General features: G+C 48.0%; 19 protein-coding genes. 7 read left to right on the top strand and 12 right to left on the bottom strand.

Annotated features, from left to right (window positions below; all coding sequences use genetic code 11):
* Positions 1-73 precede the first annotated feature (73 nt).
* Positions 74-931 (top strand): LysR family transcriptional regulator, encoded by an 858-nt coding sequence (locus RBK99_RS09485; RefSeq protein ID WP_317504363.1) that lies wholly within the window; start codon positions 74-76, stop codon positions 929-931.
* Here the strand turns inward: RBK99_RS09485 and RBK99_RS09480 are convergent.
* Positions 905-1,564 carry an SDR family oxidoreductase gene (locus tag RBK99_RS09480; RefSeq protein WP_317504362.1) on the bottom strand — a complete coding sequence of 220 codons (660 nt, stop codon included), beginning with the start codon at positions 1,562-1,564 and terminating at the stop codon, positions 905-907. The two genes, RBK99_RS09485 and RBK99_RS09480, sit on opposite strands and share 27 nt — an antisense overlap.
* 221 nt (positions 1,565-1,785) lie before the next feature.
* On the opposite strand from RBK99_RS09480, the gene RBK99_RS09475 reads away from it, so the two are divergent.
* Both RBK99_RS09475 and RBK99_RS09470 read left to right on the top strand, forming a co-directional pair.
* Positions 1,786-2,181: a hypothetical protein gene (locus RBK99_RS09475; protein WP_317504361.1), complete on the top strand. Its 396-nt coding sequence runs from the start codon at positions 1,786-1,788 to the stop codon at positions 2,179-2,181.
* 3 nt (positions 2,182-2,184) lie between these two features.
* Complete coding sequence (locus RBK99_RS09470; RefSeq protein ID WP_317504360.1) at positions 2,185-2,517, top strand: helix-turn-helix transcriptional regulator; 333 nt, start codon at positions 2,185-2,187, stop codon at positions 2,515-2,517.
* A gap of 62 nt (positions 2,518-2,579) precedes the next feature.
* On the opposite strand, the gene RBK99_RS09465 is transcribed toward RBK99_RS09470, so the two are convergent.
* The 3 genes from RBK99_RS09465 to RBK99_RS09455 form a co-directional block, all read right to left on the bottom strand.
* Entirely contained in the window at positions 2,580-2,789 is a 210-nt protein-coding gene (locus tag RBK99_RS09465) for a cold-shock protein (RefSeq protein ID WP_054490368.1), read from the bottom strand.
* Between the two features lie 213 nt (positions 2,790-3,002).
* Positions 3,003-4,391 (bottom strand): sensor domain-containing diguanylate cyclase, encoded by a 1,389-nt coding sequence (locus RBK99_RS09460; RefSeq protein WP_317504359.1) that lies wholly within the window; start codon positions 4,389-4,391, stop codon positions 3,003-3,005.
* 81 nt (positions 4,392-4,472) lie between these two features.
* A complete protein-coding gene (locus tag RBK99_RS09455; RefSeq protein WP_317504358.1) occupies positions 4,473-5,012 on the bottom strand; it encodes a DUF1415 domain-containing protein in 540 nt (179 codons plus the stop codon).
* A 36-nt stretch (positions 5,013-5,048) separates the two neighbouring features.
* Between RBK99_RS09455 and RBK99_RS09450 the strand changes: the two genes are divergently transcribed.
* A complete protein-coding gene (locus tag RBK99_RS09450) occupies positions 5,049-5,510 on the top strand; it encodes a methyltransferase family protein (RefSeq protein ID WP_317504357.1) in 462 nt (153 codons plus the stop codon).
* A 10-nt stretch (positions 5,511-5,520) separates the two neighbouring features.
* On the opposite strand, the gene RBK99_RS09445 is transcribed toward RBK99_RS09450, so the two are convergent.
* From RBK99_RS09445 to RBK99_RS09420, 6 genes are all read right to left on the bottom strand, one after another.
* Positions 5,521-6,198 carry a PepSY domain-containing protein gene (locus RBK99_RS09445; protein ID WP_317504356.1) on the bottom strand — a complete coding sequence of 226 codons (678 nt, stop codon included), beginning with the start codon at positions 6,196-6,198 and terminating at the stop codon, positions 5,521-5,523.
* The gene (locus RBK99_RS09440) at positions 6,195-6,911 is read right to left on the bottom strand and encodes a PepSY domain-containing protein (RefSeq protein WP_317504355.1); all 717 of its coding nucleotides are present in this window, start codon (positions 6,909-6,911) and stop codon (positions 6,195-6,197) included. The genes RBK99_RS09445 and RBK99_RS09440 overlap by 4 nt, the downstream gene beginning before the upstream one ends.
* Before the next feature lie 9 nt (positions 6,912-6,920).
* Complete coding sequence (locus RBK99_RS09435; RefSeq protein ID WP_317504354.1) at positions 6,921-7,169, bottom strand: hypothetical protein; 249 nt, start codon at positions 7,167-7,169, stop codon at positions 6,921-6,923.
* A gap of 70 nt (positions 7,170-7,239) precedes the next feature.
* Positions 7,240-7,830: a uracil-DNA glycosylase family protein gene (locus tag RBK99_RS09430; RefSeq protein ID WP_317504353.1), complete on the bottom strand. Its 591-nt coding sequence runs from the start codon at positions 7,828-7,830 to the stop codon at positions 7,240-7,242.
* Positions 7,787-8,626, bottom strand: coding sequence for a patatin-like phospholipase family protein (locus tag RBK99_RS09425; protein ID WP_317504352.1), 840 nt, complete (start codon positions 8,624-8,626; stop codon positions 7,787-7,789). The genes RBK99_RS09430 and RBK99_RS09425 overlap by 44 nt, the downstream gene beginning before the upstream one ends.
* Before the next feature lie 44 nt (positions 8,627-8,670).
* Positions 8,671-9,453 (bottom strand): ferredoxin--NADP reductase, encoded by a 783-nt coding sequence (locus RBK99_RS09420; protein ID WP_317504351.1) that lies wholly within the window; start codon positions 9,451-9,453, stop codon positions 8,671-8,673.
* 141 nt (positions 9,454-9,594) lie between these two features.
* Here RBK99_RS09420 and RBK99_RS09415 point away from each other — a divergent pair, with 141 nt between their 5' ends.
* Positions 9,595-10,662, top strand: coding sequence for a PepSY-associated TM helix domain-containing protein (locus RBK99_RS09415; protein WP_317504350.1), 1,068 nt, complete (start codon positions 9,595-9,597; stop codon positions 10,660-10,662).
* A 2-nt stretch (positions 10,663-10,664) separates the two neighbouring features.
* Positions 10,665-11,495, top strand: a complete 831-nt coding sequence (locus tag RBK99_RS09410) for a DUF4198 domain-containing protein (protein ID WP_317504349.1) — start codon at positions 10,665-10,667, stop codon at positions 11,493-11,495.
* 32 nt (positions 11,496-11,527) lie between these two features.
* Here RBK99_RS09410 and RBK99_RS09405 read toward each other — a convergent pair whose 3' ends face one another.
* Positions 11,528-12,553 (bottom strand): Vgb family protein, encoded by a 1,026-nt coding sequence (locus RBK99_RS09405; protein ID WP_317504348.1) that lies wholly within the window; start codon positions 12,551-12,553, stop codon positions 11,528-11,530.
* A 95-nt stretch (positions 12,554-12,648) separates the two neighbouring features.
* On the opposite strand from RBK99_RS09405, the gene RBK99_RS09400 reads away from it, so the two are divergent.
* Positions 12,649-14,424 (top strand): SLC13 family permease, encoded by a 1,776-nt coding sequence (locus RBK99_RS09400; protein WP_317504347.1) that lies wholly within the window; start codon positions 12,649-12,651, stop codon positions 14,422-14,424.
* Here RBK99_RS09400 and RBK99_RS09395 read toward each other — a convergent pair.
* Positions 14,421-15,554: a GNAT family N-acetyltransferase gene (locus tag RBK99_RS09395; protein ID WP_317504346.1), complete on the bottom strand. Its 1,134-nt coding sequence runs from the start codon at positions 15,552-15,554 to the stop codon at positions 14,421-14,423. The genes RBK99_RS09400 and RBK99_RS09395 overlap by 4 nt on opposite strands.

The following is a 15,554-nucleotide window of genomic DNA, read 5'->3' as shown; positions in this document are numbered from 1 at the left end:
GCGATTTTAACTGGTACTATGGAATCAGCAATTTCAAAAATATTGAAAGCTCTTTTAGCAGGACTTAAAGCACATGAATCCAAAAATGATTCGCTCATTAAAAGCGTTTACTCGGACGGTAGAGCTGAACAGTATGAGCGCAGCGGCCAATGAGCTGCACATGACCGTTTCGGCCATTAGCCAACAACTGCAACGACTGGAAAAAGACAACGACGTTGCGCTTTTTCATCGCAATACCCGTTCTTTGTCGCTCACCGAAGCCGGACGTGTGTTTTATCAGTCCTGCCTGGACATGCTGACCATTGCATCGAAAAATCAAGAAAAGTGGGATCAATTAAGCAATCAGCCTCAGGGCGAAATAAAAATTATTGCGCCGGTTGGCTTTGGTGGGGGGTTGTTGAGCGAGCCATTAAAGCAGCTTCAACAGGAGTTCGCTAATGTCCGGTTTCAGCTCCACATGACCGACGACCCCATAGATTTGATTAAGGCGGGGGCGGATCTTGCGATTCGCATTGGGCCACTGGCTGACTCCAGCTTGTACGCAAGACATTTGGTTAACTGGAGGATGATCCCTTGCATTGCCGCAAACCATCCTGCAGCAAAACAGTCGATTAAAAGCTTTCAGGATTTACCAACGGACTGCTTCATCGGACATCGCTCTAATTCATCGGAGCTGGCGCTACCGCCGCCAAAAATTCTACTGAACAATATGCAAACCGTTGTTCAATTGACACTCGATAGCGTCGGGTATGCTTTACTTCCGGAACCAGAAGTTAAGCACCATATTGAGAGTGGTCACTTACTTCGACTATTACCACACTGGGAAGGTAGTCCGTACAGTGTACACGCCGTATTGCCAATTAAGGACAACGTACCGACGAAAACTGAACGGACTGTTGAAGTACTAAGCCATTTCTTTCATCGACTGTAGTGATTGCTCGACTTCGCTCTCACCAGCCATTAAGTCAAAGGCTCTGAACTCAGTTCCGTTTTCATCCAGACACCGGCGTAAAACGCTGGCGACATCTTCACGCGGCACTGTTCCGGGAGCAAGCGAGTCGCCAACAACGACTTTGCCTGTCGCTTCTTCGTCGGTGAGGGCACCCGGACGAACTATGGTCCAGCTCAACTTGCTACGCATCAGCTCGCGGTCAGCATAATGTTTAGCGGCGTAATAAGGCCGCAAGTCTTCAGCCCAGTTTTCCCGGTTATTAGACTGCCATGCGCTGACCATTACAAAACGCTTAACACCGCTAGCCTCGGCTGCTTCAATTGTTTTTACTGCACCGTCTAAATCCACCAATAAGGTCTTATCGTCGCCTGTATTGCCGCCTGAACCGGCAGTGAACACCACGGCATCGACGTCTTTCAGTAAACTTTTCAGTTCTGAAACCGGGCCTTCTAAGTCTGCTAGTTTTGCGGTCAGTCCGCGTTCCTGCAAAGCTTTTTGCTGTGCTTCTTTGCGCACCACGGCAATCACTTCATGCGTTTTGGCATGCTGCATTTGCTCGACCAAATGCTGACCAATTTTCCCATTAGCACCTATAACAGCTACTTTCATCATCCACCTCCTTGATTTCTTACTATCTGATCCTACGTTACTGGGGATTAAATTAGATCGCTGCTTCACCTACTTTTACACGTTACAAAAGGGCTACATACAATGTGACAGCCCGCTGTCATATGACAGGCTCAAAACTGACGTCACAGTATTTTTCTGACACTGATAGCTTTATTCACCACACGAACGGTGTACTCTTGACTTAAAATAAAAAGGAAATCCCTATGAAGCAATCACTGAGTGAAAAACTGTATTTAGCGTATCGTTTTGAGTTTGAACACAACGGTCATATCGTCACCGCAAATGCCTCCAGCCTGACCGGTAAAGAAGAGATCCTATTAGATGGAAAGTCCATTTCTAAAAAGCGGAACCTGGGTCTATCCAGCTGCCACAAATTTGCGATTGACGGTACTGAATATGAATTACACTTTAACGTAACCGGATTTCTCTTCTGCCAGGTAGAGTGTAGCCTAATGACCAATGGAAACCTGATAGAGACAAAAACGCGCTCAGCAATTGATAACAAGAAGACGTTTATCCGTAATCTCATTCTCTTCTTTCTGGCCGGTATGGCCTTTGGCTATTTAGCTGCGACCATTGCGTTACAGGTAATGGGGTAAGCTATGCAGATTGATGCAGCCAAGATAATAGAGCTCCGAAGCAAGCACGGCTGGACACAGCAGCATCTTGCAGACGCCTGCGCGGTGAGTTTACGCACCATACAACGCGTCGAAAAAGACGGCATTGCGTCTCAGGAAACTGTGTCAGCGTTGTGCAGTGTGTACGAGATAGAACGAGAAGTTATTGAAGTGGGAAATGTTGTTGGCAGGGCAGATAGTAATACGCTGAAACCGCAGCGCTCACCCAGCTGGTTAGATGCGTTGCCTATGTTAATCACGCTATTACTCGGCATGGCTATCGGTATTGGATTAACACTTTGGCTAACCAGTCGGTAGCGAAAAACAGACACAAAAAAAGGCAACCCGAGGGTTGCCCTTTTAGACTTCGAGGCGTGTTATTACAGCGCTACGATGTTTTCAGCCTGAGGACCTTTAGGGCCTTGAGTTACTGCGAACTCAACGCGCTGGCCTTCAGTTAAGGTTTTGAAACCGTCGCTAGAAATAGCGCTGAAATGTGCGAAAACGTCTGCGCCGTTTTCACGTTCGATGAAACCGAAGCCTTTTGCTTCGTTAAACCATTTTACTGAACCAGTAATTTTATCAGACATAATATATCTTCCTGTAACTTTTAAGTATGTGGCCTGTTGGCCGATGATGCGGGTAAAAATAAGAACTTAGAACTACAGGACGATGGTATTAATAATAATAGGTCAACGAAGTGGAGTTTTTTAACTAACTGTCTTTCTATCTATCCGACGCGTTGGAGTGTACGCTTATTCCACAGTGAGTCAAACGATTTATGCATTATTTTCAAAATAAATTTAAGAGTCACTGCCATCCTCCCATATAACGCAGTTACGACCAGCCCGCTTAGCCTTATACAGCGCCTGATCAGCTCGTCGGTAAATGCTGGAAACATCGTCGTCCGCTCGACTCTCAGATGCCCCGATACTCACCGTAGGGTTAATGGTTTCACCAGAATCAAGCGTCACAACCGTGTCTTCTACCGTCTTTCTAACTCTTTCCAATACTTGAGCAGCACTTTCATGGTCGGTATAAGCTAACACCACCATAAACTCTTCGCCCCCTACCCGAACAACACTATCGCTACTTCGGATCGCATCGGACATTGCTGCAGCACCAGCAATAAGCACTTTGTCTCCAACATCGTGCCCGTAGGTGTCATTAATGTTTTTAAAGTGGTCGAAGTCAATGACCGAGACAACGCATTTCTGGCGGCCACTTTGCCGCTCAAGACTTTGCTCGAGAATTTGCATGCCTGCTGACCGGTTCTTCAACCCCGTCAATGAGTCGGTGTAGGCAATCACGGCCATATCATCTCGCTGGCGAATTAAATCGGAACGAATTTCTTGTTCGGCAATCACCGTTTCCACCGCGGTGCCCATCATACGCACCATCTCTACTTCAAGCTCACTAAAAGGGTCAGCCCGCTTGCTCTTGCGTGCAAAACCTAAAATGCCCCACACCTGGTCATTAATAATAAGCGGTGTACCAATATAAGTTTCCAGACCATAGGTCCGGTAGCTTGCGTGTTCTTTAAAACGTGAATCGGTTGAAGCATCATTAGTGTAAATTAAGTCATTTGCCTCAAGCACGACGGAACAATACGTGGTTTCCAATGGTAATTGCGTGCCGGCCGGAAAGTCCATTTTTGCCGTTTGCGCCCATTCAATCGTATAGGTACCACCCTTAATCGAACTAGCAGTACCAATATCAGTCCCTAAATAGTCCACGCCCACTTTAAGCAGCTCATTAATTGATGCCGGATCAATACGTCTTCCGCGTTTATGAATGACCTCATGAATGGTGCGCATCAGATCAACCGATGCATAATAATCTGTGACATCTTCAATAAGGGCGTACAGACCAATGACATCGTTTTTATCGTCAAACTCGGGAAGGTAGCGAATATCCAAAAAACATTTACGTCCATTGCGAAAAGTAATCGATTCCGAAAACTCCATTTTCTCACCATGAGAAAACACATGGTCATGGTTCGGTTTAACTCGCTGGTAGGATTCATCACTTAGGACGTCAAGTACCGGCTTACCCAGCATGTCGTCAGGTTTTAGGCCGAAAAACGACGCGTAGGCCGTGTTAACGAAACGAAAACACCGGCTCTGGTCGACATAGGCCACCATAGTCGGTAGCTGTGCAATAACTTTATGGGTAATGTGGTCTGCTGACATTGCGCCTCTTCGCTTTATAGGTAATCAGTACGAACAGTTCGTTTTAACACTATAATAAATAGTGTAGCAAAAACTCACAGATTAAACGGTCAAGATTCCCTTAAAGAACTCAACCCCCTTACGACGGGCAAACTCTATATTTCGTTCCGGAATCAATTCAGGATGGTCATAATTTTGCAACGCCTCTTCAATACTGGCCTCGCGCAATAGATGCAACGTTGGATAAGGTGCTCGGTTGGTATAGTTCGCCGGGTCATCCTGCGGCTCACCATCAAAACAGTAGTCAGGGTGAAAGTGTGCCAACTGATAAACCCCTTCATAGCCTTCCTCAATGAGTAAAGCGTCGGCAATATCAACCAAATTCAGAAAGTCGTAAAAACCTTCGAACCCAGACGGCAAAATAAGCAGAGTTGTTTCGGTTTCAGGTGTTGTATCCAGGTGTTTCGCTTCATCTATTAACTGTTGCAGTACCGCCTGAGGCTTTTGCTCCTCAGCCGCTACATAACGAATACTCTTGCGCTCAACTTCGCGTCGTGCAAAAGGGCAAATGTTATACTTCACTATCAACTGTTGCACCCAATGCCGAGTTTGCTCAATAATCTCAGATGTATCGGTCATCATTTTTCGTACCTTTGCCGAAAAGGAAGCCACTTTGCCATGAAATCACTTGAACTCAAAGTACCGCCCGTAGTGGTTGTTGCAGTTGTTGCCGGACTCATGTGGCTAACTGCCCACTACACTGAAGCCTTTAATCAATTTTATGTTGGTCAGCGCGCTGCTGCCATTTTCCTACTGGCATTAGGGGTACTCTTACCTTTGCTCGGCATTCTGAGCTTTAGCCGGGCACAAACCACAGTGGACCCTCGAGACCCGGGGAAAAGTACGGAACTTGTCACCAACGGTATCTACCAACGAACACGAAACCCTATGTATCTAGGCTTTTTCTTTTTACTGATGGCTTGGGGCGTTTATCTGGGTAGCGTGTTTTCGTTGTGGGGCTTAGCGTTGTATGTGGCGTACATGAACCGTTTCCAAATTATGCCGGAAGAGCGCATTCTGACCGAGACCTTTGGGGAAGTTTACAAAAACTACTGCCAGAAAACAGGGCGCTGGTGGTAGAGCCTTAAGCTCAAAACAGCTGCCGTCGTTTTAGGCTGCGCCCTAACAAAATGAGTCCGGACAAGCTAAACCAAAGAGCGACGGTTGCCGCAATAATATTAAGCAAGCTATTAAAATCCCGCTCGCCACTGTAATCCATAAAGTGTAAACGAAACATCCAGTCGCTGAGCCACCAGCGACTGTTTCGGTGATCCACGACATTGCCCGACGCTGAATCAACATAAACGCGAGTCGCGAGATCATCGGAAAACGTGACTTTAAAACCCGCATCTTGCCAGCCAATAATCTCGTCGCTCCCCTTTACAGCCTGTACCTCTTTGACACGACCGGGACCGTTGTAACTTTTGCGCGCCAGCTCCGCCGCCAGCGGAGCCGATGTTGTCCAGTCCTCTCCGGTTAATGCATTCACGTAATGGCTGGTACCAGCGGTCGTTATTACTACATATTGGGGAGTATCGCCTACTGAACGTATTTCTATGCTTTTAATATCATTGAAACGTTCAAATAATGCATTCTCCGGATAAAAAGCTGAACCAACCGGAGTTGCAGGGGCAGATTGGAAGTAGTCATGGGCTGCTAGTTTCTGATGCCCAAGCCAACTGAAATAGAAGCCACTAATTAACCAAATAAGTACCTGAATAATAATAATTAAGCTTAACCAGCGATGCAGTTTGCGCATAAACTTCATGCTGCTCGCCTTCTTTTCTTACGTGGACGAAAATGGAAATAGAGTAAGGCACCGCCGCTCACTAAAAACAATATATTCGCGATGGTAAAGGCCTTTAACCACCAAGTCTGGATGTCTATCCGATGTTCGTAGTCCATTATGTGAAGCATCCAGAAAAAGTCGAATAATCGCCAGAAATCATGCCTTTTAGTAACAAGTTCGCCTGTCGCAGCAGAGAAATATAAAGTCGGGCTGGAGAAGTCGTTAAAATCAACCCGCCATACCGGGAGCAAGGCGGGGTTAAGCTCACCCGGGGCTTTATCTTCCACAAAACTGACCTGCGCTTTTACGTCTTTATTGTTGGCGAAGTGCTGACTAGCTATGTAACCAATATCCATTCGATCAAGCGTGATTGGCTCCAGTGATTCGGCCAACAACAACTGCGTACCCGCTTTACTTTCGACACGGTAAACAGCACGCAGCGAACCATCGACCCACTGCTGCATAAGACGCACTGATGTTGCTTCTGGCTTTTCATCCAAAACCCAGCTGATTGGCGAAAGCGTCGTGTTTTTTTCGAGCGGCTGCTCAAGCTTTTTCACCAGGTGATCACCATGAATAAAGCTCAGATCAAAAAACACCATATAGGCGCCGCTAATACTCCATATCACCAGCTGTAAACCGACAATAAGAGACAGCCAGCGGTGCCAGCTGCGCCATTTTCTTGGGTTCATAAGTTACAGTCAGTAACCACCATTCATTGAACCTGCCATGCCGAGCATACCAATAAACATGAAAATATTAATGACAATAGCAATAGCGACCCAAATAAGGGCGGCTCTGGCCCAGTTTTTCTTATTTGGATTCGTTGCGTCTGAAAAGCCCCAGACAAACAACATAATGATGCCAATAAGCGGAATAGCGGTAATTAAAATGGTAACGAACCAGTTACCTGTCGAGATAACGTCATTGTTAGTGTTTTGATTTTCCATTAAAAACCTCGGTTGTTATAATTAGTTGTTATAGAGTGCTTTACAAAACTATCGGGTCGCTTTTAAAAAGTCAAAGCAGTTCTTTCACTCGCTGCTTTAATTGCGGAACCACCTCTGTTTCAAACCAAGGATTACGCTTCAGCCAAATATTATTGCGTGGACTTGGGTGGGGCAACGGTAAAATTTGCGGCCAGTAATGTCGCCAGTCTCTCACCCGTTCTGTCAGGCTACGCCTGGGTTCCTGCAAATGCCACTGCTGGGCGTATTGGCCAATGGCCAAAGTGAGCTCTAAATTGGGCAGTTGCTCCAGTAGCTTATTACGCCACGCTGGAGCGCATTCGGGCCGTGGCGGAAGATCACCAGAATGACCCGTACCGGGGTAACACAGCCCCATAGGCACAATTGCCAGTTGTTCGGGATCATAAAATGTTTCTTTATCAATACCCATCCATTCCCGCAACCGGTCGCCACTGGGATCATCAAAGGGTTTTCCTGAGGCATGCACGCGTTTACCCGGCGCCTGGCCCGCAACCAAAATCCTCGCTTTTGGATTTAACTGAACAACAGGCCGTGCACCTAACGGAAGCTCAGGTTCACATAAGGTACAAGCCCGAACATCACGCAGTAGTTGTTGCCAGTGCGGCGTTTCTTCCCATTTCATAGCCTTGCTCCAACAACTTTTTATCCTGAGTAAAACGTCCCACCGGAAAGTCAGCCGGCGGGGCCAGTACCGTCATTGCGCAATCACCGGGGGGATCCTCAATGAAGTCTATAGCGTCATTGTATACCACCGACCGTCTAGCAACGGCATCAAATAAGGCGGGATGATGCTTAAAGAAGCGCTTCATAAAGGTCGGTAATGGTCGTATTTTCTTACGGAAGCCTCGTGGCTGAGACAAAATAACCGTAATATCCCGCGCGCCCATTTCGTACGCCTTAATCACTGGAATCGAATCTGCCAAGCCACCATCAGTCATGGCGGCTCCGTCAACCGTTGGAAAATCACGGTAGGCCAACGGAATGGCGCAGGAAGCCGGAAATAGCTCGTGTAAGTTGTCTGCGGTCACCCGGGTGTAAACCGGAAAACCGGTGTCCACATTGGTGGTCACGACATACAAAGGCCGGTTTTGTTCAAGGTAGTATTGAGTATTTAGAGGAACCTGTTCAAATGAAGCATGCCAGAGCCAACTGACATCACAAAAGTGTCCACCTTTTAAGAACCGACGCCAATTAAGAAATTCTGGCTGCCGTGCATGCTGTAAAAGAATTTGCCGGTTACGCCCATGGTCACCGGCAAGAAAACCAATGAGGTTAGTGGAGCCTGCGGAAACGCCAATTGCAAAATCAAAGTCCGTTTGCCCGGCCTCAAGAAAACCGTCCAGCACACCTGCGGCGAAGATACCACGCATTGCGCCACCTTCAACAACCAGTGCTTTTTTAGCCTCTTCTCGCTTCATAAACCTTCTGACTTTCTTTCAGCGCTTTGTCTTTCCCAAAGCCTTTATTTTTCAATAAAGGCTTGCTCAATCACGTAATCACCTTGCTTTCGTGACGTTGCTTTGGTGAAGCCACGCTCATTCAATATGGCCATTAAGTCTTTCAGCATAGCGTCATTGCCGCACAACATAAAGCGGTCGTGCTCAGGGTTTATGTCCGGCATACCAATGGTTTTGGTTAAGGTACCCGACTCAAGCAAATCGGTAATGCGCTGTTGATGAGCTTCATGGCGAAACGGCTCGCGGGTAACGGTCGGATAATAAATCAGTTTGTCGCGTACCCAGTCACCAAAGTACTCGTTATTGGGGAGGTGTTCGGAAATTTCCTTTTGATACGCCAGTTCAGAAATCCAACGCACGCCATGCACCAGCACGACCTTATCGTACTGTTCGTAAATATCAGGATCTTTAATCACGCTCATAAAGGGCGCAAGACCGGTTCCCGTACTCAGCAAGTAGAGGTTTTTACCTGGCAGCAAATGCCCGGGCACCAGAGTACCGGTAGGCCGATTTGACAGCACCACCTCATCGCCCACTTGAATATGCTGCAAGCGTGACGTTAAAGCGCCATCCGGCACCTTAATACTGAAAAACTCCAGTTCTTCTTCGTGATTGGCGCTGGCTATACTGTAAGCCCTTAACAAAGGCTTCTCTTCCAGTTGCAAACCCATCATCACAAACTGACCATTTTCAAAAGTAAAACTCGGCTGACGGGTGGTTCGAAAACTGAACAGGGTGTCGTTCCAGTGCCTGACCTGAGTGACTTTTTCCGCAATGATACTTCGCATAAATACTCCTCACTGGCGATTTTGTGCGCATAATAACATAGATTTTAAATCTAAATGAGAATTTTTATCATTAAGTATTGCAAATGAGAATGGTTTTTATATAAGATACATTCACTGCTGTTTGTAAAGGAACGAAACGCAATGGCTCGACGCTCGAGTGGACGCAAAGGATGGTCACTAAAAGATTGGCACTGGATAAGTTCTGCTGTTTGCCTTATTGGCATACTGTTATTTTCAATAACCGGCATTACCCTTAACCACGCCAGTTGGATAGAGTCCGCCCCCGCCGTCGAAAGCCACGAAGGTTCTCTCCCACAAACGGAATTGGCCCGGCTGGTGAATGCATCAGGGAATGATGCTCTACCCGCCGTTTTTCACCGTTGGTACGAAGATAAGACGCAAAACAGTCTCAGTTCAAATGCCGAAATTCAATGGACGGATTATGAGTTGTATGTCGCCATGCCCCGACCTGGCGGGGATAGCTGGTTCAGCGTCGATTTAGCCAGCGGTGCTTTTTATTCCGAAACCACCGATCGCGGCTGGATAGCCTATTTCAATGACCTCCACAAAGCTCGTAATACCGGCTTTTTGTGGAGCTTATTCATTGATGTATTTGCCATTGCCAGCATTTTATTCACTGTTACGGGGTTATTACTTTTGAAAAAATACAGTAAAGGACGAAAGTCGACCTGGCCGTTGGTTCTGGCCGGATTCATCATTCCTCTTTTTGCAATTATGGGTTCGGCTCACGCCGCTGAAAATGAATTGACGATCGAAATTCCACGCCTGTCGGTCGCTGAGTATCACCCTCCCTACCTTGCTGTGTGGTTAGCCAACAAGCGCCACCAAAGAGTCGCTGATATTGCCGTCTGGTATGACGTTAACCTGAAAAATAACGAAGGCGAGAAATGGCTGAAGGACATGCGCCAATGGTGGCGCCGCAGTGGCCGTATGGCCGAGATGCCTATTGATGGTGTCTCAGGGGCAACTCGCCGCCCGGGCATTAATCGTGTGGATTTAACCCCTTTAATAAGCAAATTATCTGAGCTTGAGTCTGGCCAATACTACTTATATGTAGAAGCCGCGCGTGAACTCGGTGGCCGTGAAATGTTGCGGCTGCCATTGTCTTTACCTATTGAAAACCCAATATCCATAACAGACACCGGTGAGCATGAGCTTGGCCGAGTGTCGCTAACTCTGGAGCCTTAACCATGAAATTATCTTCTGTACTGACGACGAGCCTGGCGGTGCTGACGTTATTCGCCAGCACCAGCAGTGAAGCCCACCGGGTTTGGATAAAGCCAAGCACAACCATCGTATCGGGCGACTCTGGCTGGGTCACCTTTGATGCCGCTATCGCAAACGGCATTTTCTACCCTGATCACTATCCCCTTGGACTTGACCGCGTAGAAGCTATGGCACCCGATGGCTCTGCCATCACTATGAAAAACGGTCATAAAGGAAAGTATCGCTCAGTATTCGATATTGAGCTGGAACAAGAGGGCACTTACACCATCTATTCAGCAAGCTCTGGCCTGTCAGCGCGCTGGACAGATGATGAGGGTGAGCGCCAATACTGGCCACCTCGAGGTGCGCAAAAAACCAATGAAGACTTTTATAAAGAAGTCCCTCAAGACGCCAAAGACCTTGAGGTCAGTGAACGCTCACATCGTGTAGAAACCTTTGTTACCTCAGCCGCACCAACTTACGATACTCTGGGGCCAACAGGCAAAGGCCTGGAGCTGGATCCGGTCACTCATCCTAACGACTTATACACCGGTGAGAACATTACCTTTAAATTCACTATCGACGGCGAAGCTGCCGCCGGCACTGACCTGATTTTAGTCAAAGATGGTGAGCGCTATCGTGACCAGTCGCAGCCAACAAAACTGAGCACTAACGAGAAAGGCGAAGTCACCTTTTCATTAGAAGAGCCGGGCATGTATTGGTTAGAAGCTGAGTACGAGGATGACAACGGTGACGCCCCGGCAAGTAAGCGCCAGGGCTCGTATGTTGCAGTGTTAGAAGTACTGCCGTTATAAGCCATGCAGCCTGACATTCACGTCAGGCTCAATTAATCGGCTGTTACAGCAGGTGGTTTCTCTAAACGAACCACTCCCAAAGTATTGGCGTCGGTACCGAACCAAATAGAATCGGTCGTTTCATCATAAAACATGTGACGAACGGTACCGCCGCCGCTTTCCAGTTCAATCGGCTCTGAAAACTCATGAGTTTCTGTATCAAAACCGACAAGCCGGTTCGGCTGGACGCCCGTTTCCACAAACCAGACATCGTTACGCTTATCAACGGCCATGCCGTAAGGCCGTGAATTGATCTCGGCAGGGGCGCGCCAGTCCTGGTTTTCACCGCTCACCGGATCATAACTGCCAACATAACCTTGATTGTAATCGACATACCATAAGGTGCCGTCGTCCGCCATACCAAGTCGACGCGGACGGCTCTCTTCTCGGTCCAGCTCTATTTCACGTAGATTGCCCTTTGTGATGGTTGCCAGTTTATTGGTACCGAACAGCGTCGCCCAGGGTTCGCCATCTTCCACAATGATACCGTAAGGTCTGGCAGAATCAGTCGGTACCTCCCACAACATAATTTCACCACTGGACGTTTCCAAAAAGCCAATTTGATTACCGCCTTGAACGGTAAACCAAATATCACCGGATTTAGTAAAGTCCATGGTATGGCTATCTTTGGGGCCAGTTCCCGGTAACGGGAAACGCGTAATATCGCCCGTACCGGGGTCAATTAAACCAATGTGTTCCTTTAAATTGCCGGTATACCACGCGCCGCGGTCGTCAACAATCACCGTATGAGGACCTGTCCCTTCCGCTAAATCATAGCGTTTGAACTCTTCTGTTTGCGGGTCAAATGTTGCTGCATAATCACTTCCCTGGCCCACAAACCAGACTAAACCATCATGAACCCAAGGGTCTCTTGGTCGCGAGTCCTCCCAGGGAACCACCCATTCATAAATCGTTGCGTTCGCCAAATTTCCCTCATTATGGTGATCACCTTTAACGGGTGCGCTGGCTATTCCCGCCAGGCTAATAATTGCCGCACTTGCTACACTGATGTATTTCATCGTTATGGCCTCCTGAGCTGGATCTCATCTAAATATTGCACCAGATCCCAACATATGCAATGTTCACTGTTTAAACCGTCAATGGTAAACCTACTATGCTGGATCAATGGCTCATTGGAATTATCTTAGCTGTCATGCTGGCGCTTTTTATTATCGATAAATGGCGTTATGACTTGGTGGCTATGATGGCGTTGCTGTCCGCCGCTATTCTGGGTCTGGTTCCAACAACTGAAGTCTTCAGTGGCTTTGGTAACCCCGCCGTTATTACTGTCGCTGCCGTATTAATTATAAGCCACGCTTTGTGGCGTTCAGGCGTGGTGGATGCGCTCGCCTCAGCAATGAAAAACATTGGCGATAAACACTGGCTACAAATGATAGCCCTGACCTCGGTCACTACCATCTGCTCTGCTTTCATCAGCAATACGGGCACCATGGCAATTATGATACCGGTTGCCCTTCAACTGTCCCGCAGCAGTGGTAATAACCCCTCCAAAGTACTTATGCCGATGGCTTTTGGTTCGTTGCTAGGGGGAACCATCACCATGGTCGGTACACCACCCAATATCATTATTTCCGATATCCGCCGCGACGCTATGGGCGAAACCTTTGGCATTTTTAACTTCACCCCGGTAGGCCTGAGCATCGCCGTTGCCGGTTTACTGTTTATGTGGCTGCTCAGTCATTGGTTAGTGCCGGAAAAATCCGGAAGGTCAAAGTCAGGGTCACTTTACGACGTCAGCAGCTACTTGACTGAGCTCTACGTACCCACGGGCTCCAACTTTATTGGAGAAACCCTGTATGAGCTGGAGAGCCGCAGCGAAGAAGACTTTGTTATTGTCGCCTTGCAACGGGGTGATAAACGGTGGTCAGCGCCCGCTCGTTATTTACGAATGAAACCAGACGACGTACTGATTGTTGAGGCCAACGCTGAAACCATACAACAGGTTATTGACGGAACCGGGCTAGAGCTTAACGCCGAAGAACAGATTGACGAACGTTTTCTGAAATCCGATGACATTACCGTCATCGAAGGGATTGTCGGTCACGACTCTCGCCTTATTGGCCGCTCTGCAGCCGACTTAAAGTTACGAAGCCGCTACGGCATAAACGTGTTAGGAGTCGCTCGACAAGGCCAAAAACTCGGGACAGCACTGGCCAATATTCGTTTTAAACCCGGCGATGTTTTATTACTGCAGGGCGATGCCGAAGTGCTTAACGATGTATTCCAGCGTTTTGGTTGCTTTCCGTTAGCACAGCGTAGCCTGCGCATTGGCTCATCAAAACGACTCCTGTTGCCCCTGGGCATTTTTGCTGCCACCATCCTGTCGGCCGCGCTCGGTCTCGTTTCGGTTCCGGTCGCGTTTTCACTGGCGGCAGGGCTTATGGTAATAACCAATATTCTCCCCTTGCGCGAACTTTATGATGCTATCGACTGGCCCATTATCGTACTGCTGGGGGCAACCATTCCGCTCGGTTCCGCGCTAGAACGCAGTGGTGCTGCTGACACAATAGCCAACGCGGTATTGTCTATCAGTGCTGGTTCGCCTGAATTTGTAGCCGTGGGCTTACTGTTACTCGTCACCATGTTGCTGTCTAACATTGTCAATAACGCGGCGGCGGCCGTCTTAATGGCGCCGATTGGCATCAGTATGTCTGACAGTTTTAACGCCAGCATGGACCCGTTTTTAATGGCAGTGGCTATTGGTGCAGCGGTGCCCTTTCTGACGCCTATTGGCCATCAGTCCAATATTCTGGTTATGGGTCCGGGCGGTTACAGCTTTAGCGACTACTGGAAGCTTGGCTTACCGCTTTCCTTGCTTGTGTCTGCTATTGCCCTGGTGATGATATTACTGGTGTGGCCGTTGTATTAATCGTTGGCTTTATAAGGCAAGTAAGTTTGTAGCGTTTTCAGATGTTCGTTCAGCGCCGTGCGCTCATCGCGGCAGTACTGCTCAATAGCCTCATTGAGCGGGGAAGGATTAAAACGGTAAAACCCTTCTCTCAATACAGGCTCAAAACCACGATGCAACTTGTGCTCACCCTGAGCACCCGCATCAAAATAGCCTAGACCGTGATTGATGCAATACTCAATACCTTGGTAATAACAGGCTTCAAAATGCAGAAATTCCAGCTCTTCCTGACAGCCCCAGTAACGCCCGTAAAGTGTGTCTTCATCCTTAAAACACAAGGAAGCGGCAAGCATTTCTTCATTCCGGTAGGCCGCAAAAACAACGATTTTATCGGCTAAATGCTCACCCCATAATTTGAACGTCGCGGGCGTTAAATAACCTCCATGCCCCGAGCGTTTTAAATAGGTACGCTGATAAAACAACGTGAACTGTCGCCAAAAGTCGGCTGTGAGCTCATGTCCATGCAAGGTGCGCATTTGCACACTGTGTTCTGAGATCTTCTGCCGCTCTTTACGAATCGACTTACGTTTACGCGACACCAGTGCCGCTAAAAAGTCGTCAAAGCTGCCATAATTGCGGTTTTGCCAGAGGAACTGAAGATCAAAGCGCTGCCACCAACCCTCGTCGGTTAACGCATGACTGACATCGGGCTCAACGTACAAACTCTGCAGGTTACTGACATCATGGGCTTGTAGTAGCGCCGATTCAATCACCGCTAATACATCGCCGGGCTTAACGCCTTCAGCAGTAGCCAGCCTGGGCCCCTGACAAGGAGTAAAAGGTATCGCGTTAATTAATTTCGGGTAGTACTGAAAGCCATAGCGCTCAAAAGCTTCGGCAAAGGCCCAGTCGAACAGATACTCACCATAGGAGTGTGTTTTCTTAAACCACGGCATGGCCGCAATCATGGTGCCGTTGTCGTCGTTTACAACAACGTATTGGGGCAACCAGCCACGCTGCGGTCCAAGGCTGCCGCCTTGCTCAAGTGCCAACAGGAAATCATAACGAGTAAACGGGTAATCGCTCTTAAATAACCGGTTCCAGTCAGCCTCGGGTATTGTGGTTATTGTTGAGTGAATAACGGCTTGCAT

The organism is Idiomarina solivarensis (assembly GCF_033052755.1).
In the GTDB taxonomy this organism is placed as follows: Bacteria; Pseudomonadota; Gammaproteobacteria; order Enterobacterales; family Alteromonadaceae; genus Idiomarina.
This window is presented reverse-complemented; position numbering and strand designations above follow the sequence as displayed.

Bases quoted from the DNA above. Each gene is read 5' to 3' on its own strand.
- RBK99_RS09430 (WP_317504353.1), bottom strand. From the start codon at position 7,830: ATGAAATGGGAAGAAACGCCGCACTGGCAACAACTACTGCGTGATGTT.
- RBK99_RS09465 (WP_054490368.1), bottom strand. From the start codon at position 2,789: ATGTCTGATAAAATTACTGGTTCAGTAAAATGGTTTAACGAAGCAAAA.
- RBK99_RS09450 (WP_317504357.1), top strand. From the start codon at position 5,049: ATGAAATCACTTGAACTCAAAGTACCGCCCGTAGTGGTTGTTGCAGTT.
- RBK99_RS09480 (WP_317504362.1), bottom strand. From the start codon at position 1,564: ATGATGAAAGTAGCTGTTATAGGTGCTAATGGGAAAATTGGTCAGCAT.
- RBK99_RS09425 (WP_317504352.1), bottom strand. From the start codon at position 8,626: ATGAAGCGAGAAGAGGCTAAAAAAGCACTGGTTGTTGAAGGTGGCGCA.
- RBK99_RS09435 (WP_317504354.1), bottom strand. From the start codon at position 7,169: ATGGAAAATCAAAACACTAACAATGACGTTATCTCGACAGGTAACTGG.
- RBK99_RS09440 (WP_317504355.1), bottom strand. From the start codon at position 6,911: ATGAACCCAAGAAAATGGCGCAGCTGGCACCGCTGGCTGTCTCTTATT.
- RBK99_RS09405 (WP_317504348.1), bottom strand. From the start codon at position 12,553: ATGAAATACATCAGTGTAGCAAGTGCGGCAATTATTAGCCTGGCGGGA.
- RBK99_RS09460 (WP_317504359.1), bottom strand. From the start codon at position 4,391: ATGTCAGCAGACCACATTACCCATAAAGTTATTGCACAGCTACCGACT.
- RBK99_RS09415 (WP_317504350.1), top strand. From the start codon at position 9,595: ATGGCTCGACGCTCGAGTGGACGCAAAGGATGGTCACTAAAAGATTGG.
- RBK99_RS09420 (WP_317504351.1), bottom strand. From the start codon at position 9,453: ATGCGAAGTATCATTGCGGAAAAAGTCACTCAGGTCAGGCACTGGAAC.
- RBK99_RS09455 (WP_317504358.1), bottom strand. From the start codon at position 5,012: ATGATGACCGATACATCTGAGATTATTGAGCAAACTCGGCATTGGGTG.
- RBK99_RS09485 (WP_317504363.1), top strand. From the start codon at position 74: ATGAATCCAAAAATGATTCGCTCATTAAAAGCGTTTACTCGGACGGTA.
- RBK99_RS09445 (WP_317504356.1), bottom strand. From the start codon at position 6,198: ATGAAGTTTATGCGCAAACTGCATCGCTGGTTAAGCTTAATTATTATT.
- RBK99_RS09475 (WP_317504361.1), top strand. From the start codon at position 1,786: ATGAAGCAATCACTGAGTGAAAAACTGTATTTAGCGTATCGTTTTGAG.
- RBK99_RS09400 (WP_317504347.1), top strand. From the start codon at position 12,649: ATGCTGGATCAATGGCTCATTGGAATTATCTTAGCTGTCATGCTGGCG.
- RBK99_RS09470 (WP_317504360.1), top strand. From the start codon at position 2,185: ATGCAGATTGATGCAGCCAAGATAATAGAGCTCCGAAGCAAGCACGGC.
- RBK99_RS09395 (WP_317504346.1), bottom strand. From the start codon at position 15,554: ATGCAAGCCGTTATTCACTCAACAATAACCACAATACCCGAGGCTGAC.
- RBK99_RS09410 (WP_317504349.1), top strand. From the start codon at position 10,665: ATGAAATTATCTTCTGTACTGACGACGAGCCTGGCGGTGCTGACGTTA.